Source organism: Psychrobium sp. MM17-31 (assembly GCF_022347785.1).
Lineage (GTDB): Bacteria > Pseudomonadota > Gammaproteobacteria > Enterobacterales > Psychrobiaceae > Psychrobium.
This window is the reverse complement of the sequence record NZ_JAKRGA010000003.1, coordinates 223,143-249,664: the sequence shown is the minus strand read 5'-3', so window position 1 is coordinate 249,664 and position 26,522 is coordinate 223,143. Positions and strand designations below refer to the sequence as shown.

The following is a 26,522-nucleotide window of genomic DNA, read 5'->3' as shown; positions in this document are numbered from 1 at the left end:
CAACTAAAGTGATACAAAGCACGTTATTCGCTCTATTACGCTCTAGTTTTGTTCAGTGTTGGTAAATCTGCTGCAGATATTATCTTGCGCATCGTGCTGTTTTCGCATTAATTATGCTAAGCTTTCACTCACACTTAATAAGGATTTTCTGATCATCGTGTTTAATAAATCTGTTTTGTTCTCATCTATGCTGTTGGCGGCGAGTTTAAGTGTTTCCAACGTTGCATTAGCGCAATCAAATCAAACTCTCTATCAAGCATCTGCGCCGGTTAGCGGTCAATCCAATACTGCGCGTAATGAAGCGATTAAGTCGATGTTTGGCCAAGTTTTGGTCAAAGTATCTGGCCAAAGCAAAATCACCGAGCATCCGACAATTCAACAGGAAATTGCAAAGGCGTTATCTTACGCGTCTGGCTTTGGATTTAATCAAACTGCTAGCGGTAATGAGCTAGCCGTTACCTTTAATGAACAGTTAATTGACGAGCTTTTAAAGCAAAATGGATTTACCTTGTGGGACGCCGAGCGCCCTTCGGTAATGTTATGGCTTGTCTATGAAGACGAGCAGGGCAATCGCCAAATTTTAAACGAGCAATCTTCGCCGCAGTTATTAGCGGATATTAAAAAAATCGCTAAAGTACGAGGATTACCTTTATTAGTGCCTCTTTGGGATCTCGACGATCAAATGGTGGTTTCCGCTGGTGATGTGTGGGGCCAGTTTGAAGACAAAGTTGCGGTAGCCAATGCACGCTATCGTTCTGACTATATGATTTTGGGTAAAGTGACTAACTACGGTTTTAGCAAAAACGTCTCTTGGTCGGTATTCAAAATGGGTTCTGACGTGGATATTTTTGGCCAAACAAGCGCTGATATTAGTATGACTGGCAGTGATGATGCGACGTCGTTAAATGGTGCATTCAACGAGATCATTAACCAAAGCACAGACTTTTTCGCAAAGCAATATAGTGTCGATACCACGGCTAAAGATGGCGATATGATGGTGACTTTAACAAATATTGATTCACTTAGGCGCTATGCTCAAGCCGTTGAGTATCTTAAGAGTATTAAAGCGGTGGAGGATGTTGTTTTGGTCAAGGTCAAAGCCAACGAATACAGCTTTAAAGTTCAATTATTGGGTAGTAGGGATTCATTTCTTGATTTAATCAATCTTGGTAGCAAGATGTCGCAGATTGTGAATTATGATCCTAGTCTCGTTTTGTTCGAGTGGCGAGGTTAAATATTCTGCGTTCAAGCGGGTTTAAGGGTTTGGCGGTTGCCTCTGTATGACGCGGCATGTAAACTAAACTCGCTTTATAAATTGTTGGATTTCACTTTTGTCTAACCCTAACCAATTGTCTTTGCCCGTATATTTACCGGATGATGAAACATTCGATAGTTTCTATCCCGCTAACAACGAAGAATTACTCAATGTAATGTCTTTGCAAGTTGCTAGTGCAGAGAATCAATTTATTTACCTTTGGGGCCAACCTAAATCCGGCAAAACACATCTTCTTCACGCTTGTTGTGCGGCTGCTCAAGAGCAGGGGATGCAAACCTTCTATATTCCTTTTGAAATGTACGCGTCAATGAGTGTGGCTATTTTAGAAAATCTCGATAGTTTACCCCTGATTTGTTTAGATAATATCGATAGTGTTGCTGGTAATCCGTTATGGGAAGAGGCGTTATTCGATTTATATAACCGCGTAAAAGAAGCTGGCGGAAGATTAGTGGTTAGTGCAAGTAATTCGCCAACCCAAAATAACTTCCAATTACCTGATTTGGTGTCGCGTTTGAGTTGGGGCTTGAGCTATCAAGTGCACTTAATGTCTGACGATGACAAATTAGCTGCAATGCAACAGCGCGCAGAGGCGCGTGGTCTGGTCCTTAGTGATGATGTGGTGAAGTATTTATTTAATCGCTTAGATCGCGATTTGCGTACCTTGTTCGATACGCTAGATCGTTTAGACAAAGCATCGATGCAAGCACAGCGCAAATTAACGATTCCTTTTATTAAGGACACGCTCAAGTTATAAAACCTTGAGTAGATTAATCTAGTGATAAAAAAAACCGCTTGTTACAGCGGTTTTTTAGTTTTTGGCTTTTATCACGGAAATAGATTAAGTTTGTGGCTCGTCTTTCTTTTTGCGAATACTTAATCCTAGCTCTTGGCCGCGGAATTTCGCAAAGTAAGAGCAGCCAATAAACATCATCATTGCTAATACCAATTCAATAACGACATAAACACGCTCGTCAGGGCGATCCCAAATCAGCGTCAAACCGTGAAGGAGGTAAAACATCACGATGAAGTTTGACCAAGCATAAGTATATGGCTGACGTTTTAAAATGCCTCTGAGTGGCAGTAATAACGGACCAACGGTTAAGACAAAGGTCACGTATTTATTCATCTCAGACGGTACAATGATCAAATGCCATAAAGGCAGGAAGATCAATAAACCGAAGTAGCCTGTTTGGCCAAGTATCAGCGCGCGGCGAGTCTTTTCACGCATTAAATAATATCCAACACATTTTCTGGTGGACGACCAATCGCCGCTTTATTACCATTTACAACGATAGGACGCTCAAGCAGTTTTGGTGTTGCAACAATCGCCTTGACTAGGGCATCGCGGCTTACACTGTCATCACCTAAATTTTGCTCTTTGTACTCAGCCTCTTTAGTACGCATCATCGCACGTGGCTCAACGCCTAATTTGCTCAGCAGTGATTCTACTGTTTCTTGGCTAACACCAACTTTTAAATATTCAACGATTTCTGGCTCGACACTGTTTTCGTTCAATAGTTGCAGGGTTTGACGGCTCTTTGAACAACGCGGGTTGTGAAAGATGGTGATTTGGGACATGACAGCCTCTTTATATAATTAGTTGGCGCGGATCTTTGCCTAAATTTTTAGATTTTTCAAGTCTTGTTCTCGCTGGCGCAGTTGTTTAATGCGCGCTTGAACTTTTACTTGGGTGATCTGATCATTCTTAATGTTGTTATGAGCCTGATATAGCTCCTTTAACGCTTGCTTGAAATTGCCATACAGTGCGAGATGTTCCGCCTTAGCAATGTGTCGCTGAACGCGGTGACCAGCTTTTTGATTTGCATCGACTAGCATTGACCACGCAGGAATATTCTCTGGATGGGCAGTGGTAAAACGCTCGAGCTTAGTAATTGCCTTATCGTATTCTTTAGCTTCCACTAATGCGGAAGCGTAGTTGAGGGCAATTACCGGATTATCAGCCATGTACTCATTATAATTTTCAAGAACATCAATTGCCTTATGCGGCTGTTTCATACCGATATAGATGTCGGATAGCGTATCCAGAAAATACAAGTTATTCGGCTCAGTCTTTCTAAGGTGATTGATAATGGTTAAGGCTTGGTCGTATTGTTTCAAGCGTACCGCCATTAATGCCTTACCGTAATCATGTGCCATTCGATGCTCTGGCGTGTTGGCATCAAAGCTTACTTTTAAACGGTGGTTGATAGCATCATCAGTGGTTTGATTATAGCGGACTAAGATCCGTGCTTTAGCCAACAGAAAAGGAAGACTCGGGTTTAGGCGCACTGGTGAGTAGGCTTGTGCACGGACACGTGTTTCGGCGATACGTAATTCAGTGACAGGGTGACTTTGCAGCATAGGTGGTAGCTTTGTACTGTAGCGATGCTGGGCCGCCATCTTACCGAAAAATACCGCTGCTGAAGCGGGATCAAAGTTACTTTTTGCGGTTAACGCGATGCCGATTCTGTCCGCTTCGCGCTCGTTGGAACGAGTGTAATTAATGGCTAATTGCTGAGATAGGGCTAGTGATGTTTGAATACCTGCGATGCCTGCTTCACCGGCGCCAGCCATTACAAGCGCAATAGAGCCAAGTAGCGCCGCCATTGTTGCTGGGCTGGTTTGTTGTCTGGCTTCGATGGAGCGCGCAAGATGGCGTTGGGTAACATGGGTAATTTCATGGCCTAAAACTGACGCTAACTCACTTTCGTTGTCCGCCAATGTAAACAAACCAGTATGGATCCCAACGTGACCGCCGAAGAAAGCAAATGCATTGATGGCTTTATTTTCCACCATAAAAAACTCAAACGGGGTTTTGACATCATCGGCGTTCGCCACCAATTTAAGCCCAACATCGTTAATGTATTGTTCAAGTAGTGGATCGTTAATGATCGGCACACGAGAACGCATCATCATCTTATAAGCTTTTCCGATGCGAATTTCTTTCTCTATGGTAAGCGACGAAGAAGCAACAGTGCCAAGTTCTGGAAGTTTTAGCGGATTAGTATCTTTAGCGATAGAGCTTGTGCTGTGCATAGCAAATAGCGGTAACAGGCATAAACTTAACGCCGTTTTCTTTAATCCAGAGAATTTGTTGGCTGTTGTCTCAGACGTTGGCAATGTAAAGTTTCCTTAAATAGGGGAGTTAGCGTCGTTGCGATTGAGCTTTGAAGCGTTACAGGTGATAATAGCCTATCGCAGTTTATTATACTATTGCATTGAAAATACTTGATTTTACTTTACTTCGTTGTCCAGTTCCCTTGGTGCAAACTAAATTGTTTGTCAAAAACGCCGAGGTGGGAACTCGTTGTCGAATTTTATTGTCTGACCCAGGGTCGATACAAGATGTTCCCGCTATTCTAAAAAAAATGGGCCATCTGGTTGAAATACAAACAGATGAGTTAACCAACCAGGTTACCGTCAATCTCCAAATCACAAAAAGGAAGGTTTAATGCTTGAGCTGATAACAAATTGGTATCGACGAAAATTTTCAGATCCCCACGCTGTAACATTGGTTTTTATTCTAGTCGCGCTTGCACTTACTATTTATTTCTTCGCAAGCATTCTTATGCCGTTGTTAGTGGCGATTGTCTTTGCCTATTTACTTGAACGCCCAGTCACAGCGCTCACACGCCATAAAATACCGCGCACCTTAAGTGTGGTCATAGTGCTGGCAATAGCTTCAGCAATCATCATGTTGGTGGTATTTGGTATTATGCCTAGTGTTTGGCATCAGGTGGTGGCATTGAGTAGCGATATGCCGGAAATGCTGTCACAAGCACAAGAGTACCTTTTGGCACTCCCTGAAAAATATCCAAACTACGTTAATGCTGCACAAATTCAAAGTATTACCGACAGCGCTAAAACCCATGTCATCGATTTAGGGCAAGGTATTGTATCGCAGTCATTTAAATCCTTGGTAAACCTTGTTGCGTTAATGATTTACGTCATTTTAGTGCCGTTGTTGATTTTCTTCTTTTTGAAAGATAAAGATCTCTTAGTTAAGAGCGCTACTCGTTATATTCCCGCTAACCGCCGTTTGGCGTCTCAAGTATGGGCGGAAATGAACGTCCAAATCAGTAACTATATTCGCGGCAAGGTGATTGAAATTGTAATTGTCGGCGGTGTTAGTTATATCGCCTTTAGTATTCTTGGTCTGGCTTATGCGACGTTACTGTCGGTATTAGTAGGTTTATCGGTACTCATCCCATTTATCGGTGCAGCCATTGTCACCATTCCAGTATTCTTGGTTGGACTATTTCAATGGGGTATTTCTCCGGAGTTTGGTTATCTGGTTATCGTTTACGGTATTATTCAGGCGCTTGATGGCAACTTATTGGTACCATTGCTGTTTAGTGAAGCGGTGAACCTACATCCTACTTCGATTATTGTCGCTGTGTTGTTGTTTGGTGGATTGTGGGGATTCTGGGGCGTCTTCTTCGCAATTCCTTTAGCGACATTAGTAAAAGCCGTTGTCAATGCGATGTCTAAGCAAAAGAGTGACAATGAGCAGGTACCAGCGGCGCCATAATTGTCGAGAGTAATTAAACTGATATCAGTTATTGCAGCAATGTATTGCACTAAAAAAAGCGCATCAATGATGCGCTTTTGTTTTAGCTTGCTATTTTTTGTTTAGCTTGCCGGTGCTGTTGGCGGTTCTGGTATTTTAAACCGTCTAATTTGGATAATCATGCCAAGGGTTGAATGATCGAAATAATGAATTTCTTTCGAGCGCACACGGCGGTGTTGTTTCATGGGATGGCTAGTTAACTGACTAACAAAACGTGTTTGTGAAGTCGTATCAGGATTTTCAACGTCTGCTGCATTATTCTCTTGGTTAGAAAAAGCGTCGTTTAAGACAAGCTCTTGCTCTAATAATTCATCGGTCACATCATCGTTGATAAGTTGTTTGACTTGCTCAACTTTTCGCAAATCAAAATCGGTTTCAATAAACAAATAGTGATTCAAATAAATTTTAAGGAGACCGTCCAAACGCCAAAGGGGTTGGTCTTCAACTGGTTGTTGTGCTTTTAATTCGCCAAGGATATCTTCAATATTGGTGCTTGGTAGTGGCTGTGGTAGTGTATTTGGCTCCACCAGGGTGTCAGAAGTTGAATACTTATCCACCACGCTTTCTTCTTGTAATTGTCCTTCTAATTCAAGTTTTTCTTTTGCAAGTGCAGCTTCTTGTGCCAAACGCGCTTTGTCTTGCCCATTAACGTCGAACTCCTGTGAATAGTCTTCACCAGCGAATAAATGGATCGGTTTTGCTAAATGACGAGCAAGGGTCGGTTGACGCCAGCCTAGATGCAGCAACGGCTTAGTGTCTTTTTGCCAGCGTAATTTCTTAACCAGTTCACTCATTTCAAGGCGTGATTGGTCAAGCAGGTAAGGAGATTCTGGATTATGGAGCAGTGGTGGTTGATCCTCATCTGCGTTAACTTGAGGCTCAGCCGTTTCTACATTGTCCAGTTCAACAGTTTGGAAAACGGTAAGCGGAGTTTTATAGCGTCTTTCCTGCTGCTCGATAGCGCGGTAATGAACGCCGTTAAATTCAAATTCTGTAGGATACGGGATATAGATATCAGGATTGTAGACTGGTGCTAAAGCCTCTGTATCGTTTAGTCCCTGTGCTTGGAGACTCTCAGTGGTGTGTTCGTCCGAACTATCTTCAGCTGCAGTGTTTTCTGAAGTAGCTGATTGCGATTCTGCATCGATTGGCGTTGGCTGTTCGCCAGTTAATTGTTGGGCAAGTGAGATGTTACTCGTGTTATCAACTGTTTGGGCGCTATCAGCGACACCTGAGTCAATCAGTAAGGCCCGTGCTTCCTCACGTTTTGCTTTTTCAACAAATGCTTGTTGTAGCAAGGTATCATCAGGCGCTACGCACTCAATAATTTCGATCTCAGGCTCAGCTGCGACGTTTTCTACGGACATTTCCGCTGCTTCTGGCGATATTACAGTAGTGTTCTCAACGGCTGGCTCAGCAAAAGACTCAAGGTTCTCGTCCGTTATCGTTTCTTTGGGAAGCAGGCTGAAGCGCTCGAATTGACTCAGATTCGGGCAAGGAGCGGCAGTGCCATAAAACGCATCGTCAACAAGGCGGATAGTTTTCTCTGTATTGAAATGTTTTACGGGCTCTTTAAACTGTTGCTTGGTCTGCTGTCCGAGCCTCTCAAATACGATGACCTCGACTTCAAACCATGATTCACTAGCATGGCTGGTTGAAGTAAACATTAAGCTGCTCACCAATAATGATAACGCGCTAATAGGGTGCTTCATTTATTTCTCCGTGGTGTTGCGTTCAAACTCAGTCAACATCGCATTGACTAGATTTAGTCTATCGGCGGCATTCTCTGTTTTTATAGCAAATTTTAATTTAGTAGGTCCATCAAGCTTGTATATTGCTGGTTGGGTTTGCAGCAATGACATCAAGTAGCCTAGATCGATAATGGTGTTTTCACCAAATACTAACTGACCGCCGTTGAGTCCAACTTCGAGTCGCTTGATACCTAACGCTGCGATGCGCAGTTTGATAAGCGACACGGTAAACAGGTTTTTAGCGGCATCAGGTAATAAACCGAAGCGATCGATAAGTTCAACTTGCATCGAATCCAGTGCTTTATCATCTTCGCAGTTAGCAATCCGTTTATACAGTGACAGGCGGGTATTAACATCAAAGATATAATCTTCTGGTAACAAAGCCGAAATCTTAAGGTCAACATCACCGCCTTGCGGCAATAGATTATCCAGTTTTGGCTGGTCGCCGCGTTTTAGCGCCTCTGTCGCACTGTCGAGCATTTCCATGTAGAGGCTAAAGCCAATGGTTTGGATTTGACCGCTTTGATCATCGCCGAGTAGTTCACCAGCGCCACGAATTTCCAAATCGTGGGTCGCTAGTACGAAACCAGCACCGAGATCGGTTAAATTTTCTATCGCTTCAAGACGTTTTTGGGCATCGCGTGTTAACTGCTTAGGTGGTGGCGTTAACATGTACGCATAAGCTTGGTGGTGTGAACGACCAACGCGACCGCGCAGCTGATGGAGCTGGGCCAAGCCAAATTTGTCTGCGCGGTTAATTATGATTGTATTGGCGCTTGGTACGTCGATACCAGTTTCAATGATGGTTGAACACAGTAGTAGATTGTAGCGCTGGTGGTAGAAATCGCTCATAACTTTTTCTAGTTCGCGCTCGGCCATCTGGCCATGGGCAATGCCAATGCGTGCTTCTGGAAGCAACGCTTCTAAATCTTGGGCCATGTCTTCAATTTTATCGACATCGTTATGCAGAAAATAAACTTGACCACCACGAAGAATTTCACGGCGCACTGCTTCTTTAACTAACGCTGCATCATATGGGCGAACGAAGGTATTTACTGATAAACGGCGCGAAGGTGGAGTTGCAATAATTGATAAATCACGCATGCCGCTCATTGCCATGTTCAATGTACGTGGAATAGGTGTCGCGGTCATGGTCAAGATGTCGATATTAGCGCGTAGTGAGGTGATTTTCTCTTTCTGGCGTACACCAAAACGATGCTCTTCATCGACGATTAATAGACCAAGATCGTGAAAATTGATATCGCCTTGAATCAGTTTATGGGTACCAATAACAATATCGACTTTGCCGCTTTCAACGTCTTCTATGGCTTGCTTTTGTTGCTTGGCGCTGCGAAAACGAGACAACTGTTCAACTCGAATGGCGTGCTTAGCAAATCGATCTCGAAAGTTTTCAAAATGCTGTTGGGCTAACAAGGTGGTTGGTACGAGCACAGCTACTTGTTTACCGTCGTTAACAGCAACAAAGGCGGCACGCATTGCTACTTCTGTTTTACCAAAACCAACGTCGCCACAAACTAAACGATCCATTGGCTTTTTCTTTTGCATATCATTGACCACATGCAATATCGCGTTTTGTTGATCGACGGTCTCTTCAAATGGGAAGTCAGCGGCAAATTGATTGTAGTCGTCAAAATTGACATTAAACTGATAGCCTTTGCGTGAGGCTCTCTGGGCGTAGACTTCAAGAAGCTCTGCCGCCACATCACGAATTTTCTCTGCGGCTTTGCGTTTAGCTTTGGTCCATTTATCACTACCAAGACTATGGAGCGGCGCGCTTTCCTCGCTTGAACCGCTGTAGCGAGAAATTAGGTTGAGTGATGAAACAGGCACATAAAGTTTCGCTTCATTGGCGTACTCAAGTGTCACGTATTCGGTATTGATGCCGCCATTTTCAATGTAGGTAAGGCCTTGATAGCGTCCAACACCGTGATCGTAATGAACGACAGGTTGGCCGATTGATAACTCCGCCAGACTTCGAACAATAGCTTCGCTGGATATGGTTTGTGCTTTTTCACGGCGTCTGCGCTGAGATACTTGAATGCCAAAGAGTTCATTTTCACAAATTAGCGCGATGTTATCGTCGATTAATAGTGCGCTGCTCTCCAATGGCGCAACTAGTACGCTCAGGGGATGCTTTAACGCTTCGCCTAGCTCATTACATTCAACTGGCGCAAGATTGTCTTTTTGCAGTAATTCCAATAACGCCTGTGCCCGACCAAGGGATTCGACGCAGAATACGGTTTTACGTGCTTTGTCTTGATTTAGAAAATCTATCAGTTTTGCAGTTGGCGCGTCTTGTTTGTGATCGACGCTAATATCTGATATCTCCCGGCACGCTAAATTGTAATGACCTTGTTGGGATTTGGCTTCTTCCTCAGACAGCGCTATGCGATTGAAGTTATTGAGCTGGGCAAAAAACTCGTCAACACGACAGAATAAATCATGCGGCTCGAGAATAGGGCGCGCTCGATCGTAGCGGCGCTCCTCATAACGGTGCTTAACATCTTCAAAGAATTCATTGGCACTTTCGTTAATATCACCAACGGTAAACAAGGTCGCGTCGTCAGGAAGATAATCAAACAAGGTGGCGCATTGGCTAAAGAACAGCGGCAAATAATACTCAACACCCGCTGGCCAGATCTGCTTTGTTACTTGTTGGTAGATTGAGTCGGCGGCGTTTGATGCATCAAAGCGCTCGCGCCAATTACTGCGAAACAGTTCCACTGCCATTTGATGAGTTGGGAATTCTTTCGCAGGTAAAATACGAATTTCACTGACGCGCTCTTTCGAGCGCTGTGACTCAGGATCGAAAAAGGCAATTGAATCGATATCGTGGTCAATGAAATCGATGCGATATGGCTTGTTACTGCCCATAGGGAAGATATCTAAGATCGAGCCTCGTTGGCTGTACTCACCATGGGCCAGCACTTGATGAACGTTCTCATAACCAGCAGTATCTAACGCTTGTTTTAGTTTATTAGGATCGCGCTCTTCGTCGGTTTTTAATAATAGCGTATGGCCATTAATAAACTCGCTAGGGCTTAGCTTTGCCATGGCGGTAGCTATCGGTAGTAATACGATCCCGTGATCCATATTTGGCAGATGATATAACGTTTCTAGGCGCTGCGAGATGATGTCTTGATGCGGTGAGAAATTATCGTACGGTAAGGTTTCCCAATCTGGAAACAACATCACTGGTAAATTGTGTTCTTGCGCGACGAAGGTTAATTCGGTTTCAAGTTTGAGCGCCGTTGCTGTATCGCTACACAAAACCACAGTTAACGAAGCTTGTTGTTTAGCGGTTTCCACCAAGGTCAGCGGCAGGGCGCTGCCTTTAAGGTTTCCAATGTGGATTTTTTGGTTGGTAGCCTTAGTAAGATCGGGAAGCGTAGTGATAAATTGGCGAATCAAAGACATTATGAAAAAAACTTAATAAAAGATGCGGTTAGTATAACCTCATAAGCTTATTCTCGCCAAATTAACCAAGGATGAATAGGGGAGTTTATTCCCCAGATTCTGGTTTGCGGGCGTTGCTACGCTCTTTTAGTTGAATGGTTTGAATGTGGAGGGAATTGCGAACCAGTTGCTCTTGATCTTCTTCATCGATTTTTACAAATTCAACATTGATCGTATAACCGTCATCACACGGCGAACTTTCGATAACCTTACCAAAGGCGTAAATTGCGCTGTTACATTCTTCGATAAAAAGTTTTAGCTCTAATAAACACTCATTCTCAAGCGCTGAATCGTTAATAAAGGTAATATTGCTGCCGCCGAAGCTAGTGCCGCGGTTTCGGGCTTTGCTGCCTTCGTCAAGGGTGAGGATATAGCTCATCATGAGATCGATTTTTTTTGACTGCAAGGCCAAAAAATCGGAAAGCTCTGAGGCTTGTTCTCCTAAACTTCTTAGTGGCTTGATGGTGTGGCGGTCAAGCTGACTAATTTGTGACGCCAATTTAAAGGACGTTGGCATGTTCGCGATAAAGGCTTCGTCGTTGGGAACCTGTGCCGATTTGCCAAGTACAGTAACACTCAGTTCAAAGGGATGGCTAATTGAAAAAAATTGCTGTTGATTATCCACGCGGCTTCCTCTATCTAATTTTTGATAATGGTAAATAAAACTTGGGTTTAAGAATTAATGCCATTATCATCGCCTTTTGTTTTTATTATTCACCTTTTTAGGAACGGCCACAAGTTATCTATTTTCAACGGATTGAATTTATTCGCTTAATTTCGGTCTGTGGATAGATATAAAACGGCAATAAGCGGGTTTACGTTGAATCTTACACCATATTTGATTGCATGGCGCTTCGCGAGAGCACGCGGCGGTAGCAGGTTTCTTAATTTCATTACGCTGTTTTCAATTGGCGGTATTTTGTTAGGCGTTGCTGCGCTTATTATTGTGCTGTCGGTAATGAACGGCTTTGAAAGTCAGTTAAAAGATCGCATTCTAGGCGCTGTGCCGCACATTGTGATTAAAGACGTGCCCAAAGAGCAGATTAGTTTACTAAAGCTGCCATCTCAGGTTATTGAGGTGACGCCATTGTCAATGTCTCAGGCAATGATCCAAGGTGACAGTGAACTTAGCGCAGTGATGTTACAAGGCATCGACCCTAATCAAGATAGCAAGGTTAACCTACTCGCCAGCAACATGCGTTATGGCGCCTTTGATAGCTTAGAAAGTGGCAAGTATCGAATAATTTTGGGACGGATCCTCGCTCGTCAGCTCAATGTTACTGTTGGCGATAAAATACGGGTTATTTCAGCGCAAAAAAGCGTTTTCACGCCGTTTGGCCGTATGCCGAGCCAGCGCAATTTTACCATTAGCGGTGTATTTGAGATGCAGTCACAAGCAGATTCTTCGATAGCATTGGTGCATATTGATGATGCTAAACGTTTGCTGCGTCAACGGACAGCTGATGTATCTGATTATCGATTGTTCCTATCAAATGCTTTCGATGACGCGCCAGTGAGCAGTAAGTTAGCGCAAAATATCGAGCTTGAGAAAATTTCAACGTGGCGCGAGCAATACGGTGAACTCTTTAGCGCCGTGCGTATGGAAAAGAATATGCTGTGGATGATGCTGAGTTTAATTATTGCGGTTGCCGCCTTTAATATCATTTCAGCGCTGGTGATTTTAGTGACTGAAAAACAAACCGATATAGCGATTCTTTCCACGCTTGGTTTATCGCGCACTCGCATTGCCATGATATTTATTGCTCAGGGGACACTCAACGGTTTTGTAGGTACGGTATTGGGCACCATCATTGGATTATTATTAACCTTTAATCTCAATGATATTCTCCATGCACTAAATCTAAATATCGTTGCCAATCCAATTGACCCGACTGGCGGATTACCAATCGTGGTAGATTTTCAGCAAGTTGCAATTTTAGTCGTTGCTACTGTGGTTGTGACCTTAGTGTCCACCTTGTATCCTTCATATAAAGCTGGCGCAGTTGAGCCCGCTAAGGCATTGAAACATGAATAACTCATTATTAACCTGTAAAGGCATTTCAAAAACTTACCAAGATGGTGAGAATCAGGTAAAGGTGTTGTCTGAATTAGATCTCAATCTAAATTCTCATGAGTTATTAGCAATTACCGGACGTTCTGGTTCAGGAAAATCAACCTTGTTGCATCTCCTTGGTACGCTTGATGAGCCGAGTAGTGGTGAAGTGCTGTTTAAAGGCCAGAATATTCATCAGCTGAGTAAAGGCAAACAAGCTGATTTTCGAAACAACGAACTTGGCTTCATCTACCAATTTCATCATTTACTAGCTGAGTTTAGTGCGTTGGAAAATGTCATGATGCCGCTGTTAATTGCCGGCGGATCTAAGTCAGCGGCGCGTGCAAGTGCACTGGCGATGATTGATTCAGTCGGCCTTTGTGAACGAGCGCATCACAAGCCAAGTCAACTGTCTGGTGGAGAGCGACAACGGATTGCTATCGCGCGCGCGTTGGTGAATAAGCCGTCATTGGTATTAGCCGATGAGCCAACAGGCAACTTAGACAGTGAAAATGCACTGGCTATCTTTGAGTTGTTAAAATCCCTACGTGATCAACAAGGTACGAGCTTTGTTGTGGTGACTCATGACAATGATTTGGCAAGCAGATTAGATCGCGTGGTGAATCTAACTAGTGGTCATTTAGCTAAGGCGGATAGCGTCAATGAATAACGAGCGTAATTTACCACTGGCATTTGGTTTAAGCAGCGCAATTGGACTTCGTTTTTTAACCGCTAAATCTGCTAACCGATTTATTTCATTTATCTCGATGACGGCGATGTTTGGCATAGCTATCGGAATAAGCGTGCTACTAGTCATTATGTCGGCTATGAACGGTTTCGAACAACAGCTTCGCGATCGTTTATTATCTGTTGTCCCGCATGGCGAAATAATCGCTGTAAATCAGCCAATTCCCAACTGGCAGCAGGTTGTTAACGATCTAAAACACATTCCCGGTGTTATTGACGGTGCACCTGTCATCGCAGTTAAAGGGCTTGTATTGCAGGGGAACGATCTTTCAGGAATTTCTCTTGATGGCGTTTTGCCCGATCAAGAAGCAAAGGTGATGGATAGTGCGAGTTATGTGACGCCAGGAGCTTGGCTGCAATTAACCAGCGGTAGTCGGCATATCATTCTCGGCCAAGGCTTAATCGATAAGTTCGCTTTCGAAATTGGCGATAGCGTCTCTATCATGATCCCACAAAAGGGAGAGCAGGGGCGTTTATCTGCGCCTACGGTCGCTAATTTTACGCTGGTAGGGAGTTTTAAGTTCGGCGGGCAACTTGACGCATTGCAGGCTTACATTCATTTAGATGATGCTAGAGAGCTGGCTAATATCAGTAACGGTGTATTGGGGATCCGCTTCAAATTTAGTGACATTTTTAATGCGACTGAAACCGTTAGAGATATTGGTCGTAATGTTAAAAGCTATGTCTATTTAAGCGATTGGACCCGCACCCAGGGACATCTTTATAACGACATTAAATTAGTCCAAATGATCACTTATATCGTATTAGTGCTAGTTATTGCCGTGGCTAGTTTTAATATCGTTTCTACCTTAGTAATGGCGGTAAACGATAAAGAGAGTGAAATTGCTATCTTGCTAACAATGGGATTATCGAGCGCGCAGGTAAAAAAGATCTTTATTGTGCAAGGCATGATTAACGCTGCTTTAGGTTGTTTATTAGGCGGCGTGCTAGGAACAATACTCAGTGTCAACCTGCCAGAAATCGTGCAGTTTTTAGAATCTGTATTTGATATTCAAGTACTCTCTGGCGATATTTATTTTATAGATTCTCTGCCGGCGCAATTTGAAATTAGTGATCTGTTGGTATTAGTGGGCGCAACATTGACGATAAGCTTCTTGGCGACTTTGTATCCAGCGACGAGCGCAGCGAAGATAAAGCCAGCGATGGTGTTAGGGCAGTAATCTAAAGATTTGTAAGTAAACGTAAAGATTATGTAAAACTAATTAATGATACTTTCATGTAGTACGTAAATAAGTAAATAATAATTTATTCCTACTTATTGAGGTCAATTCATGAAAAGATCAATGAATCTTTTAGCTGTCATCGTTTTGCTTAATGGTTGTGGCGGCAGTTCGTCATCGTCAACGGAACAGCCTACAGCGCCATCTCCTGTTTCTAGTCCATCGCCAACACCCGTTGCGACAGTTAGTGTTGAGGCTCACTTTATTAAGGGGCCTGTTAACGGTGCAACTTGTAATCTTTATGATTTTTCAGGCGGCGATAAAGGGACGTTGTTAGCTAGCGCAATTACAACTGAGCAAGGCCTAGCTGATTTTGGTACGAATATCACCGCAACTGATTGGGGCCTGATTGAATGTTCAGGTGGGCGCTATGTCGACGAGTTTACTGAACGCTCGTCTACAATAGATACGCCAATGATGCGGACGTTGTTACAAATGAATGGTGCTCAGGGTGCGCAGTTCTCATCAGTTGTTACTCCGTTGACAGAAATTGCGGTGACGCTAACCCTCAACGATTCCAACAGCTTTAACACAAGTTTCCCGACTTACTCTCAGCATGTTGCAGTGGCCTTTGGCATTGCAGAAGGCGTCGATATTAGCAACGACAATCCCATTGATTTATTAAATAATATTATCTCAGATGATTCCTTCGAAGCGCAGTATGGCTATGCGTTAGCGTTGTTTAGCTATCTGCAACAGCAAGATGCGAACAGCCAATGGACGCAGGTTTTAGCAACAGATTTGCAAAATCAATTGCAAAACGGCGAAGCTGTTTTTTCTGAGTCGATTCGTGGCGTGCTTGGAGAAGCGACAGACCATTATTTGAGTTTTGGTAGTTTGATTAATAGTGCGCTACAGGGCGTCAATATCCGTAGAGCAGTGATGCAACGTGGACAGTTTGTCAGCCCTGAAGACGACACGCCAATTAAAACCTTTTCAATAATTAAACCTTTGAATGAAATACGGCAGGAATTAGCGGCCTACATCACGAGCAACAATTTAAATCCTGTACCTGCTGCACCGCAAGTAACCGATGAAATGTTCCTACTTGGACAAGCGTTGGCGTTCGATAAGATTTTAAGTGGAAATAGAGATACGTCGTGCATGAGTTGTCACCATCCATTGTTGGCAAGTGGTGATGCCAGGGCCTTATCACTGGGCACTGGTGGTCAAGGGCTTGGCCAGAGTCGTGCTGGTGGCCATGTTATCGCTAGACACGCTCAGCCGTTATTTAATTTGGATTTGTTCAGCAATATGTTTTGGGATGGACGTGTCGAGCTAGTTAACGAAGATCAGTTTAGAACCCCTGCTGGAAACCAATTAACGGCTGAAATGGCCAAGGTATTTCTCGCAAAGCAAGAAACTGATGGCTTTACTGGCTATGGCGTCGTTTCTGCTCAAGCGTTGTTCCCAGTGGCAGATGCGCATGAGATGCGCGGTGTAGGGCAAGATAATGAGCTTTCACAATTGAACCCTGATGCGTTTTCTGAGATCTGGCAGCGCTTGATGAATAGACTTGGCGAAATCGATGAGTATATCACGCTGTTTGAAGCAGCTTATCCAAATACCAAGTTTAGTGAGATGACTTTTGCGCATGCGGCCAATGCAATTGCTGCGTTTGAAATAAGGGGATTCGACTTTCGAAATAATCGTTGGCAAGCCGTGATCAGCGATGTTGCCGACAATGGGGTGTTTGATAATCATGAGCTGATGGATGAGAACACCACTAGAGGGGCTCACTTCTTCTTTGAAACAGGTTGTGTTAACTGTCACAAAGGCAGCGTCATGTCTGATTTTGATTTCCACAGCTTAGCGTTCGCGCAATACGGACCGGGCAAAGGCAATGGCGTGTCAGGGATGGAAGATTTCGGACGAGAGAATATTACCCAAAACAGTCAAGATCGCGCAAAATTTCGTACGGCGCCATTGTTTAATGTTGATTTGACTGCCCCTTATGCGCATTTGGGACAATTCAATAGTTTATGGAGTCATATTCAAACCTATTCCATTCCAGAGCGTTTTTGGATAAATCTATACACGGGGTATGATCGTATCGTCGGGGGCTTTGTCCATGATCCTGTGTTCAATGATGAAGTGAGTGTTTCAGAGCGTGCGTTGTTAATGACATTTCCGATGCCTTCATTTGACGGTAATAACTACGGCTTTATTAGGACGCTGGATTATATTGAAGCCAAACTCGAACAAGCAATTGCCGATCCCGGTCGTTTAACGCTCGAGGAAGGGAAACGCATGGGAGATGGTGAGCTAGGACTTCATCGTGACATTCTGGTTCCATTTATGGAGGCGCAAACTGATGAAGGGGCCAGAGATCTATCACACCTCATTCCCCGCACAGTGCCTAGTGGACTAGAAGTGGAGCGCAGAATTAATCGCTAATACAAAAAAGCCGACGTCAAAGTCGGCTATTTTGTTTTAATTATCGCGGTTAACGATTTTGACGCTGTTTGTATTCTCTAATGACGGATAAGCGCCACAGTAGGCGAATAAAACCATAGCCGATAGCACTCGATGCTAAACCTATTACGACACATCCCGTTAATAGCGGTGGCGCTATGGTTCCTATGCTTGATAAAAACCAGTCGAGTGAAATTTCAAAGCTAAACTCATGAGTTTCACTGCCTAGAATCTTGACACCAAGTAGATACGCACCGTAGAACATTGGCGGCATGGTTAATGGATTACTAATCCAAACCAATACGACTGATAAAGGAAGGTTCACTCGAAATATCACTGCGAAAATTGCTGCAAATAACATTTGCATTGGAATTGGCATCCAAGCGAAAAACAGACCGACAGCAAAGGCCCCCGATGCACCACGACGGTTGAGGTGCCACAGGTTTGGATCGTGCAAACGAGAGCCTAAATAGCGCAAATGTTTGTGATCGCGGATTTTTTCATGATCCGGCATTATCCGTTTAATCGTTTTTCTTGGCATATACTTATTCAACTATGACTATGGAAAGACAAATGCTAGCAATGACAGCTGGCTTCTTAACGATATTGCTTTGGCCTTCGCTACCGGACTATTGGGTGGCGTTAGTGTGTTGCGGATTGGCAATACTGCTATATAAGACTCACCGGATGTCGGCAAGTTTCATTGCTGGTTTATCTATATGTATTGTATCGACGAATTTTCACTTCACCGATCTCAAGTTGTTATTGACGGCAAACTCTAGCATAAAAGGAAAGATTGTTTCACTCCCAGTACAGGGAAAACACCACAATCGCTTTTATTTTGAGCTATCTCAAATTGAGATGGGTGACTTAGTCGTTCAAACGCAGTCTCGAGTCGCCGTAATATGGCCTGGGCAACATAAACTTAACCAAGGCCAAAAGCTGCAACTTAACGTAAAAGCAAAACCAATTTCTGGATTGTTTAATCAAGGGAGCTTCAACTACCAGCGTCATATGCTGGCGAGTGGTGTGATTGCAAATGTCACGGTGTTGGAAGGAAAGTTCCTGAGCCAAAAGGTCGATTTTAGAGCCAAGAGCTCAGCACTATTAAGTGCGAAAGGAGAGCACTTGCCTGCGATGCGTTTCATCCGGGCATTAGTTATTGGTGATAAACGTGAGTTTAGCACCAGTGATTGGCAAGTGTTACAACGCACAGGTACCAGTCATCTATTTGCGATCAGTGGTTTACACCTCGGGTTGGTGTGCTTTTTCGCGTTATTGATTGTTAAACCCATCGTTAGAATTATAAAAATTGAAGCACATTTAGCACTTACATGTTCGTTAATCATCGCCTTGGCCATTGGTGTTTTCTACAGCGGGTTAGCAGGCTTTAGTTATCCAACGATTCGTGCATTGCTTATGCTTGTCGTCGCCAGTGTTTTTGTTGCACTTGGACAACGGATTGACTTATTTCGAGTAATATTGATTACGCTGTGGATTATCGGCCTAATTGATCCTTTGGGACTATTGTCCCAAGGGCTCTGGCTGTCAATTTTAGCCTTGATATGTGTGGTGATGTCCGCCCAATGGCTAAGCACTACGAGGCTAAAACCTCAAGCGGCGTGGCATACTGTAATCGCCCATTGGTTTGTCCAGTTACTCAAAATTCAAATAGGTCTTGCGATTGGCCTAAGTGCAGTACAGTTATTGTTTTTTGGCGGTATTTCAATTGTTGCACCCGTTGCAAATTTGGTTGCAGTACCCGCGATAAGTTTTGTGATCTTACCTGCGTCGCTTGTCGCAACACTCGCACAAGCATTGGGTTTTGAAATGTTAGCGTATTGGCTTTTTACTCTAGCTAACTTAACGCTTGAAGGCCTTTATTTCTTTCTAGCGTCGCTTAGTAATTTAACACTCAGTTGGCAATCGATTTTTGTTGCCCGGATATTAGTCGTTGTTTCTTTATCGGTTGCTTTATTTATCACCCTAGGCAAATTGACTCTAGTGAGACGAGGTTACTTTAGTATTGTCGCCATTCTTTTATCATCGACGTTGATGATTAGTACAATGATCGACGACGATCAAAATTGGAAGATTGATTTCCTAGATGTCGGTCATGGCAATAGTGCTGTAATCGTTAAGAATAATAGGGCAATTATCGTCGATACTGGTAACGTGTTTGGCGAGCACTCAACGATGGCGAAGAGTGTGGTGTTGCCCTTTATTTCAGTCGCTGGTATTCGAGACGTTGACTATATATTCATAACGCATATGGATGCCGATCATAGTGCTGGGTTGGTTGATCTAGAAGGTCGATTTGCTAAGGCAACGACTATCACGAATCATCAAGGGCAGTGCACTGATCGTCAAATTAATTGGCAAGGATTGCAAATTCGCGTTACACAAGCGATGGGTCTAACAAAGAAAAGTCATCGCAGCGAAAATAATGCATCGTGTTTAATCCATATCGCTGGTGGATATGGCAGTGTGTTGTTTACTGGTGATATAGAGCGGCCTGCAGAAAAGTTACTGATGGAGCAGCTTGATAAAAGCTGGCACGCAGATGTGATGCAGGTGCCACATCATGGTAGCAAGACTTCATCGTCACGTGATTTTGTGAGTTTAATTAATCCCAAATATGCAATAGTGAGTACAGCAAGTTTTAATCAATGGCATTTTCCCACGCCTATCGTTGTCAATCGTTATCAGCGGCTGGGCGCTCAGGTGCTCAATACTGCGACTATGGGACAAATTACTATTGAAATGCGTGCAAGTGGCCCAAATATAACCAATTATCGAGGTCATCGTGCGCCTTTTTGGTATAATGGCGATCTTTCATTTGGTCATTATCGGCGTTAGCGCTAGAATGACGGTAATTTATATTTAGGACAATGAGTTAAATGTCATCGACTCCTACCTTTGATTCAAAAGCTGTAGCCAAGCGATTAGTTAGCTACTTCTTAGAATACAAATCTGCTTTAATCCTCGCTGTATTGGCACTCGTTGTATACGCGGGCGTAGACGCCAGCCTTATCTATTATTCGCAAGAGTTGGTGGACCGAGGAATCACTGGCAATGATGCAAGTTTCCTTCAGCTAGGTGCTATTTTCGTAATCGGTGTCTTCGTGGTACGCGGTATTGCGAGCTTCATCTCTACCTATTTGTTAGCGTGGGTTGGCAGTAACATCATAATGAAGATGCGCCAGCAGCTTTTTAGGAAAATGCTCAATCTGCCAGTGAGCTATTTTGATAACAACAGCAGTGGTTCACTCATTTCAAAAATCACTTATGATACTGAACAAGTTTCTCGTGCGACCACGCAAGTCATCATAGTACTAATTCGTGAAGGCGCAACCATCGCTTACCTGTTGGGGATTATGTTTTATTACAGTTGGCAATTGTCGTTGATTTTCTTTTTAGTCGGACCAATGATTGGTGCGGTAATTTCATTAGTTTCTAAGCGTTTTCGTCGTATCAGTAAAAATATCCAAGGAGCAATGGGTAAGGTCACTACTTCCAGTGAACAAATGCTCAAAGCACACAAAGTTATCTTAGCGTTTTCCGGTCAGGACAAAGAAACCGCGCGTTTCGATAAAGTTAACAACTCAAACCGCCAGCAAAGTATGAAGCTTGTTGCTGCCAGCGCCTCTAGCACGCCTATTATTCAATTAATTGGCTCAATGGCGATAGCTGGCGTGTTATTTGGGTTGAGTCTAGATGGTGTCATTGAGTCGCTATCAGCTGGTGCGTTCGTTGCTTTAGTTACTGCAATGGGCAGTTTAATGCGTCCACTTAAACAAATCTCCAAGGTTAATGTTGAGTTACAGCGCGGTTTAACGGCTTGCGCTAGTGTGTTTGAATTATTGGACAAAGAAGATGCGGTAAATCTTGGTAATAAAGTGATCGAGCGTGCTGAAGGGAAGTTATCTATTGATGGATTAACCTTTGCCTATGATCGTGCCGATGGTCCAGCATTAAAGAATATCGATTTAGAGATCAAATCGGGCTCAACAGTGGCGTTGGTTGGGCGTTCTGGCAGTGGTAAATCGACGCTAGCGAGTTTATTAACGCGCTTTTACGAAAGCGACAATGAAGCCATTAAACTTGATGACGTGAGTATCAATGACATTGATGTTGATAACTTGCGCAAGCAGTTTGCCTTGGTGACGCAACAAGTTGTTTTGTTTGACGATAGTATTTACAACAATATTGCTTACGGCGCGACTTGTGATGTCAGCGATGAACAAGTACTAGCCGCGGCTAAAGCTGCGAACGTGACAGAGTTTACCGACAAAATGCCTGACGGCTTACAAAGCCCTGTCGGGGAAGATGGCGCTAATCTTTCTGGTGGTCAGCGTCAACGTATTGCGATCGCACGAGCGATTTTGCGTAATGCGCCAATGCTGATTTTAGATGAAGCAACCTCGGCACTGGATACCGAAAGTGAACGATTAATTCAGAATGCACTTGAGCACTTACAACAAGATCGTACGTCAATTATCGTTGCACACCGTTTATCCACCATAGAAAATGCCGATATGATCGTCGTCATGGACAATGGCGCTATTATTGAGCGCGGCACACATCAGGAGCTGCTGGCACAACAGGGCGCTTATTATCAGCTTCACGCAATGCAGCAATCGCAAGGCTAAGTAGTGAAAGCGTTTATTGAACAAGCGTGGCAGAAATTCCATCCAGCATTATTGCTGTTACTGCCTTTATGGGCGTTATATGGTTGCATTACTGCACTTAGACGACTGCTTTACGCAATTGGAATAAAGAAATCTGAGGCAGTAAGTGTGCCTGTGATTATCGTCGGTAACTTAACTGTTGGCGGTAATGGCAAAACGCCTGTTGTTGTTTGGTTAGTTAAACTGATGCAGTCTTTCGGTTATAACGTCGGTGTAATTAGTCGCGGCTATGGCGGCGCAAATGAAGCGACGATATTGGTGGATGAAGATACAGACTCGACTTTGTGTGGTGATGAGCCACGGTTAATTGTCAATCAAACTGGCTGTTTAATGGCGGTCGGGCGAGATCGCATTGCCGCCGCCAACCTTATTATCGAACAAGCAGAAAGTGCCGGTAAACCACTAGACTTTATTGTCAGTGATGATGGCCTGCAGCATTATCGATTAAAACGTGCGGCAGAAATCGTTGTCATTGATGGACAGCGCAGATTTGGTAATGGATGGTTGTTACCTATTGGTCCGAATCGCGAAGCGCAGTGGCGCATGAAAGACGCTATTCTTAAAATTTGTAATGGCGGCGAGCCACTGTCCGATGAAGCCTTAATGACGCTTACACCGGCGCAGTGGTTATCGGTCAAAGATAATTCGGTTGTCAAGGTTGATTTAGCTAAACAGGCGACGGTTGCAATGGCGGGCATAGGTTACCCACAGCGCTTTTTCGATACTGTTGCCAATCTAGGCATTAACACCGATAACAATGTCGGTTTTGCTGATCATAAACACTACCAACAGCAAGATTTAAAAGCGTTGGTGAATGATACACAGTGGCTGCTAATGACAGAAAAAGACGCTGTTAAATGTAAAGCTTTCGCAGCAGATAATTGGTGTTACTTACCAGTAACCGCCACTTTCCAGCCGCAAGTAGAACAAAATATTAAAAAGAAATTAGAGGAAATTCATCATGGCTTTCGACGTTAAGTTACTCGACATTATTGCTTGTCCAGTGAGCAAAGGAAAATTGGAATACGATAAAGAAAACAACGTGTTGATTTGCCGCGCATCTCGTTTAGTTTATCCAATTAATGACTCAATCCCAGTGTTGCTGGAAGAGCAAGCAACTCCGCTAGAGGAATAAATAATGGCGTTTAGCGTAATCATTCCAGCGCGTTACCAATCGTCGCGTCTTCCGGGCAAACCGTTATTGGATATTGGTGGAAAACCGATGATTCAGTGGGTTGTTGAGCGAGCTCAGCAGTCTGGCGCACAAAATATTATTGTCGCTACAGATGATGAGCGTATTAAAAGTGTAGTCGAAGGCTTTGGCGGCGTTGTTTGTATGACCAGTAGCGACCATGAGTCGGGCACTGAACGCCTTGGTGAAGTGGTTGATAAACTTGGCTTAGAAAGCGATCACATCATCGTGAACGTGCAAGGTGATGAGCCAATGATCCCGTGTGAAAATATTTCACAAGTCGCGAATTTATTAGCTGAGAAAGATAATGTGCCTATGGCGACATTAGCAGTGCCAATCGACGAAAACCTCGATATCGATAATCCAAATGCAGTGAAAGTTGTGTGCGATAAAAATGATTGTGCGCTGTATTTTAGCCGAGCACCAATTCCGTTTGATCGCGATGGTAATCATCGCTCAAATAAAGAGTTACTCGGTAAAAACTATCACCGCCACATTGGGATTTATGCTTATCGCGCTGGTTTTATTCGAGATTATTTGAAAATGGAACCATCACCGCTTGAGCAAATTGAAGCTCTTGAACAGCTGCGAGTGCTTTATCACGGTGAAAAGATTGCCGTAGGTGTTGCCCAGCACGCTCCGCCAGCTGGCGTTGATACGCAAGCGGACTTGGATCGTATTCGAATGTTTTTCAACTAGTGGTGAATCAAACGTTCTAACTTAGCCGAGTTTTGTACTCGGCTTTTTTATCCCCCAGAAAAAGAGAGAAAAGTACGTCATGGAGTTGTTAACAATTGAAAGCGTAATAACTGGTGTGTTGGAGTTCGTTATTATGTTTTTAACTGCGCATTTATTTTATAAATTTCGCCGTTTGAGCATAGAGCAAGAAAATGTAGTGTTTCGTCATTTAAGCAATGGCTTTTTGTGTTCGCTGATACTCTTTGTCGGCCCGATTGTTTTGACTTTATCAGCGGGATTTTGGGTGACGGAAGCTAATATGGATGTACTAAGTATGCTACAAGATACTCTTTATTTTCTGTTTAGTTTTCTCGGCATATTTTTCTTTTATAAAGCGGCGAACAAAGCGTTCAAAGAAAGTTAGGATAAAAAAATGCCGCTCAGTGAGCGGCATTTTTGTTATCGATGTAAGTAATTATTTATTTTGACGTTGCTCAATCAGGGCGTCTAATACGCTTGGATCTGCAAGTGTTGAAGAATCACCTAACTCATCAATCTCATTGGCTGCAATCTTGCGCAGGACGCGGCGCATAATCTTACCAGAGCGCGTCTTAGGCAGACCAGGAGCCCATTGCAGTAAGTCCGGAGCCGCAATAGCGCCAAGATCTTTACGCACCCATAGTTTTAACTCTTTGCGTAGTTCTTCAGTATCCGCAACACCGTCATTAAGGGTTACATAAGCGTAGATGCCTTGACCTTTAATGTCGTGTGGGTAACCAACAACTGCTGCTTCAGCAACATCAGCGTGGCCAACTAACGAACTCTCAACCTCAGCTGTACCCATACGGTGACCAGCTACGTTGATTACGTCATCGACACGACCAGTGATCCAGTAGTAACCATCTTCGTCACGACGTGCGCCGTCACCAGTAGTGTACATATTGTGGAAGGTTTGGAAGTAGGTCATCATGAAGCGCTCATGATCGCCGTAAACACTGCGCATTTGGCCAGGCCAGCTATCAACAATAACTAATGAACCTGCGCCTTCACCTTCAATGATTTGACCTTCAGCATCGACTAGCGCTGGTTGCACGCCAAAGAATGGGCGGGTCGCAGAGCCAGGTTTAGTCGCCGTAGCACCTGGAAGTGGGGTAATTAAAATACCGCCAGTTTCGGTTTGCCACCATGTATCAACAATCGGGCTGTTACCTTTACCAATGACATCGTTGTACCAACGCCATGCTTCTGGGTTGATTGGTTCACCAACGCTGCCTAGTACGCGAAGTGATGAGCCGTCAAAACCGTCGAAGTGTTCTTCACCTTTTGCCATTAAGGCGCGAATAAGTGTTGGTGCAGTGTAAAGTTGGTTTACTTTGTAACGATCAACAATCTGACCTAAGCGGGCCGGGCTAGGGTAGTTTGGTACGCCTTCGTGAATAACGATGGTTGCGCCATTGGCAAGTGGACCGTATACCATGTAGCTGTGACCAGTGATCCAGCCAACATCAGCAGTACACCAGTAAACGTCACCTTTTTTATAATCAAACACGTATTCATGAGTCATTGACGCATAAACCATGTAACCGCCAGTGGTGTGTAACACACCTTTAGGTGTACCTGTGGAGCCAGAAGTGTAAAGGATAAATAGTGGATCTTCTGCCGCCATTTCTTCAGCTGGACAATCAGTTGACTCATTGGCGACTACGTCGTGCCAGTAAACATCACGGCCTTCAACCCAACCAACTTCATTACCTGTGCGTTTTAATACGATTACGGTTTCAACACAGGTTACAGCGGGGTTTTCTAACGCGTCGTCGATATTGCCTTTAAGTGGCACCAAGCGGCCACCACGTGGGCCTTCATCGGCTGTAATGATTACTTTTGCGTTGCCGTCGATAACACGTGACGAAATAGATTCAGAAGAGAAACCGCCGAAAATTACCGAGTGGATAGCGCCAATGCGCGCACAAGCAAGCATGGCCACAGCAGCTTCAGGCACCATTGGCATGTAGATTGATACTACATCGCCTTTTTTAACGCCTTTTGATTTTAGTGCGTTAGCGAATTGACACACATCGCGATGTAAATCACGGTAGGTAAGTTCTCGCTTGTCGTTTTCGTCATCGCCTTCCCAGATAATGGCAACATCATCACCGTTATTCGCTAGGTGACGATCAAGACAGTTTGCTGCTGCGTTAAGTGTACCGTCTTCAAACCACTTAATATCAACATTTGGCGCGGCAAAGTTGGTGTTCTTTACTTGGGTAAAAGGCTTGATCCAGTCGATACGCTTACCGTGTTCACCCCAAAACTTTTCAGGGTTGTCGACTGACTCTTGATACATCGCTTGGTATTTGTCGTTGTCTACTAGCGCGTTCTGTGCAAAATCATCTGCTACAGGGAAAATTTCTGGATTCGTCATGATTTATCC

Annotated in this window: 22 protein-coding genes; 14 read left to right on the top strand and 8 right to left on the bottom strand. The window is 43.8% G+C overall.

Features of this window, described 5'->3' with window-relative positions:
- The first annotated feature begins 157 nt into the window (after positions 1-157).
- On the top strand, positions 158-1,234 hold the full coding sequence (locus tag MHM98_RS10010; RefSeq protein ID WP_239439133.1) for a DUF2066 domain-containing protein: 1,077 nt from the start codon (positions 158-160) through the stop codon (positions 1,232-1,234).
- Positions 1,235-1,331: 97 nt separating this feature from the next.
- The gene (gene hda, locus MHM98_RS10005; RefSeq protein ID WP_239439132.1) at positions 1,332-2,030 is read left to right on the top strand and encodes a DnaA inactivator Hda; all 699 of its coding nucleotides are present in this window, start codon (positions 1,332-1,334) and stop codon (positions 2,028-2,030) included.
- A gap of 84 nt (positions 2,031-2,114) precedes the next feature.
- Here the strand turns inward: hda and MHM98_RS10000 are convergent, their stop codons facing one another.
- The 3 genes from MHM98_RS10000 to MHM98_RS09990 are packed head-to-tail and all read right to left on the bottom strand — an operon-like array spanning position 2,115 to position 4,396.
- Positions 2,115-2,504 carry a DUF2069 domain-containing protein gene (locus MHM98_RS10000; RefSeq protein WP_239439131.1) on the bottom strand — a complete coding sequence of 130 codons (390 nt, stop codon included), beginning with the start codon at positions 2,502-2,504 and terminating at the stop codon, positions 2,115-2,117.
- Positions 2,504-2,854: an arsenate reductase (glutaredoxin) gene (gene arsC, locus MHM98_RS09995; protein WP_239439130.1), complete on the bottom strand. Its 351-nt coding sequence runs from the start codon at positions 2,852-2,854 to the stop codon at positions 2,504-2,506. The genes MHM98_RS10000 and arsC overlap by 1 nt, the downstream gene beginning before the upstream one ends.
- A 39-nt stretch (positions 2,855-2,893) precedes the next feature.
- Positions 2,894-4,396, bottom strand: coding sequence for a M48 family metalloprotease (locus tag MHM98_RS09990; protein ID WP_239439129.1), 1,503 nt, complete (start codon positions 4,394-4,396; stop codon positions 2,894-2,896).
- Positions 4,397-4,494: 98 nt separating this feature from the next.
- On the opposite strand from MHM98_RS09990, the gene MHM98_RS09985 reads away from it, so the two are divergent.
- A complete protein-coding gene (locus MHM98_RS09985; RefSeq protein WP_275441515.1) occupies positions 4,495-4,728 on the top strand; it encodes a sulfurtransferase TusA family protein in 234 nt (77 codons plus the stop codon).
- Positions 4,728-5,807 (top strand): AI-2E family transporter, encoded by a 1,080-nt coding sequence (locus MHM98_RS09980; protein ID WP_239439128.1) that lies wholly within the window; start codon positions 4,728-4,730, stop codon positions 5,805-5,807. Before MHM98_RS09985 ends, MHM98_RS09980 begins: the two co-directional genes overlap by 1 nt.
- A gap of 101 nt (positions 5,808-5,908) precedes the next feature.
- Here MHM98_RS09980 and MHM98_RS09975 read toward each other — a convergent pair whose 3' ends face one another.
- From MHM98_RS09975 to MHM98_RS09965, 3 genes are all read right to left on the bottom strand, one after another.
- Complete coding sequence (locus tag MHM98_RS09975; protein WP_239439127.1) at positions 5,909-7,558, bottom strand: CsiV family protein; 1,650 nt, start codon at positions 7,556-7,558, stop codon at positions 5,909-5,911.
- Positions 7,559-11,035, bottom strand: coding sequence for a transcription-repair coupling factor (mfd, locus tag MHM98_RS09970; RefSeq protein ID WP_239439126.1), 3,477 nt, complete (start codon positions 11,033-11,035; stop codon positions 7,559-7,561).
- An 85-nt stretch (positions 11,036-11,120) separates the two neighbouring features.
- Positions 11,121-11,699 carry a PilZ domain-containing protein gene (locus tag MHM98_RS09965; protein WP_239439125.1) on the bottom strand — a complete coding sequence of 193 codons (579 nt, stop codon included), beginning with the start codon at positions 11,697-11,699 and terminating at the stop codon, positions 11,121-11,123.
- Positions 11,700-11,894: 195 nt separating this feature from the next.
- Between MHM98_RS09965 and MHM98_RS09960 the strand changes: the two genes are divergently transcribed.
- From MHM98_RS09960 to MHM98_RS09945, 4 genes are all read left to right on the top strand, one after another.
- Positions 11,895-13,109 carry a lipoprotein-releasing ABC transporter permease subunit gene (locus MHM98_RS09960; protein WP_239439124.1) on the top strand — a complete coding sequence of 405 codons (1,215 nt, stop codon included), beginning with the start codon at positions 11,895-11,897 and terminating at the stop codon, positions 13,107-13,109.
- Positions 13,102-13,797 (top strand): lipoprotein-releasing ABC transporter ATP-binding protein LolD, encoded by a 696-nt coding sequence (gene lolD, locus MHM98_RS09955; RefSeq protein WP_239439123.1) that lies wholly within the window; start codon positions 13,102-13,104, stop codon positions 13,795-13,797. The genes MHM98_RS09960 and lolD overlap by 8 nt, the downstream gene beginning before the upstream one ends.
- Positions 13,790-15,055 (top strand): lipoprotein-releasing ABC transporter permease subunit, encoded by a 1,266-nt coding sequence (locus MHM98_RS09950; protein WP_239439122.1) that lies wholly within the window; start codon positions 13,790-13,792, stop codon positions 15,053-15,055. The genes lolD and MHM98_RS09950 overlap by 8 nt, the downstream gene beginning before the upstream one ends.
- A 123-nt stretch (positions 15,056-15,178) precedes the next feature.
- Positions 15,179-17,512, top strand: a complete 2,334-nt coding sequence (locus tag MHM98_RS09945) for a cytochrome c peroxidase (protein WP_239439121.1) — start codon at positions 15,179-15,181, stop codon at positions 17,510-17,512.
- 49 nt (positions 17,513-17,561) lie between these two features.
- Here MHM98_RS09945 and MHM98_RS09940 read toward each other — a convergent pair whose 3' ends face one another.
- Positions 17,562-18,071 carry a DUF2062 domain-containing protein gene (locus tag MHM98_RS09940; protein WP_239439120.1) on the bottom strand — a complete coding sequence of 170 codons (510 nt, stop codon included), beginning with the start codon at positions 18,069-18,071 and terminating at the stop codon, positions 17,562-17,564.
- 32 nt (positions 18,072-18,103) lie between these two features.
- Here MHM98_RS09940 and MHM98_RS09935 point away from each other — a divergent pair, with 32 nt between their 5' ends.
- The 6 genes from MHM98_RS09935 to MHM98_RS09910 all read left to right on the top strand — a co-directional run bounded on the left by MHM98_RS09935 (position 18,104) and on the right by MHM98_RS09910 (position 24,515).
- On the top strand, positions 18,104-20,389 hold the full coding sequence (locus MHM98_RS09935; RefSeq protein ID WP_239439119.1) for a DNA internalization-related competence protein ComEC/Rec2: 2,286 nt from the start codon (positions 18,104-18,106) through the stop codon (positions 20,387-20,389).
- Between the two features lie 41 nt (positions 20,390-20,430).
- Entirely contained in the window at positions 20,431-22,182 is a 1,752-nt protein-coding gene (msbA, locus tag MHM98_RS09930; protein WP_239439118.1) for a lipid A export permease/ATP-binding protein MsbA, read from the top strand.
- 3 nt (positions 22,183-22,185) lie between these two features.
- Positions 22,186-23,199, top strand: coding sequence for a tetraacyldisaccharide 4'-kinase (gene lpxK / locus MHM98_RS09925; RefSeq protein ID WP_239439117.1), 1,014 nt, complete (start codon positions 22,186-22,188; stop codon positions 23,197-23,199).
- Positions 23,183-23,356 carry a Trm112 family protein gene (locus MHM98_RS09920; protein WP_239439116.1) on the top strand — a complete coding sequence of 58 codons (174 nt, stop codon included), beginning with the start codon at positions 23,183-23,185 and terminating at the stop codon, positions 23,354-23,356. The genes lpxK and MHM98_RS09920 overlap by 17 nt, the downstream gene beginning before the upstream one ends.
- Positions 23,357-23,359: 3 nt before the next feature.
- The gene (gene kdsB, locus MHM98_RS09915; RefSeq protein ID WP_239439115.1) at positions 23,360-24,112 is read left to right on the top strand and encodes a 3-deoxy-manno-octulosonate cytidylyltransferase; all 753 of its coding nucleotides are present in this window, start codon (positions 23,360-23,362) and stop codon (positions 24,110-24,112) included.
- A gap of 79 nt (positions 24,113-24,191) precedes the next feature.
- Positions 24,192-24,515, top strand: a complete 324-nt coding sequence (locus MHM98_RS09910) for a hypothetical protein (protein WP_239439114.1) — start codon at positions 24,192-24,194, stop codon at positions 24,513-24,515.
- Between the two features lie 51 nt (positions 24,516-24,566).
- On the opposite strand, the gene acs is transcribed toward MHM98_RS09910, so the two are convergent.
- Positions 24,567-26,513, bottom strand: a complete 1,947-nt coding sequence (acs, locus tag MHM98_RS09905) for an acetate--CoA ligase (RefSeq protein ID WP_239439113.1) — start codon at positions 26,511-26,513, stop codon at positions 24,567-24,569.
- Positions 26,514-26,522: the final 9 nt, after the last annotated feature.

Excerpts from the sequence above, each read along its gene's own strand:
- MHM98_RS10000 (WP_239439131.1), bottom strand. The coding sequence starts at position 2,504 with ATGCGTGAAAAGACTCGCCGCGCGCTGATACTTGGCCAAACAGGCTAC.
- arsC (WP_239439130.1), bottom strand. The coding sequence starts at position 2,854 with ATGTCCCAAATCACCATCTTTCACAACCCGCGTTGTTCAAAGAGCCGT.
- MHM98_RS09980 (WP_239439128.1), top strand. The coding sequence starts at position 4,728 with ATGCTTGAGCTGATAACAAATTGGTATCGACGAAAATTTTCAGATCCC.
- MHM98_RS09975 (WP_239439127.1), bottom strand. The coding sequence starts at position 7,558 with ATGAAGCACCCTATTAGCGCGTTATCATTATTGGTGAGCAGCTTAATG.
- mfd (WP_239439126.1), bottom strand. The coding sequence starts at position 11,035 with ATGTCTTTGATTCGCCAATTTATCACTACGCTTCCCGATCTTACTAAG.
- lolD (WP_239439123.1), top strand. The coding sequence starts at position 13,102 with ATGAATAACTCATTATTAACCTGTAAAGGCATTTCAAAAACTTACCAA.
- MHM98_RS09950 (WP_239439122.1), top strand. The coding sequence starts at position 13,790 with ATGAATAACGAGCGTAATTTACCACTGGCATTTGGTTTAAGCAGCGCA.
- MHM98_RS09945 (WP_239439121.1), top strand. The coding sequence starts at position 15,179 with ATGAATCTTTTAGCTGTCATCGTTTTGCTTAATGGTTGTGGCGGCAGT.
- MHM98_RS09940 (WP_239439120.1), bottom strand. The coding sequence starts at position 18,071 with ATGCCAAGAAAAACGATTAAACGGATAATGCCGGATCATGAAAAAATC.
- MHM98_RS09935 (WP_239439119.1), top strand. The coding sequence starts at position 18,104 with ATGCTAGCAATGACAGCTGGCTTCTTAACGATATTGCTTTGGCCTTCG.
- msbA (WP_239439118.1), top strand. The coding sequence starts at position 20,431 with ATGTCATCGACTCCTACCTTTGATTCAAAAGCTGTAGCCAAGCGATTA.
- MHM98_RS09920 (WP_239439116.1), top strand. The coding sequence starts at position 23,183 with ATGGCTTTCGACGTTAAGTTACTCGACATTATTGCTTGTCCAGTGAGC.
- kdsB (WP_239439115.1), top strand. The coding sequence starts at position 23,360 with ATGGCGTTTAGCGTAATCATTCCAGCGCGTTACCAATCGTCGCGTCTT.
- MHM98_RS09910 (WP_239439114.1), top strand. The coding sequence starts at position 24,192 with ATGGAGTTGTTAACAATTGAAAGCGTAATAACTGGTGTGTTGGAGTTC.
- acs (WP_239439113.1), bottom strand. The coding sequence starts at position 26,513 with ATGACGAATCCAGAAATTTTCCCTGTAGCAGATGATTTTGCACAGAAC.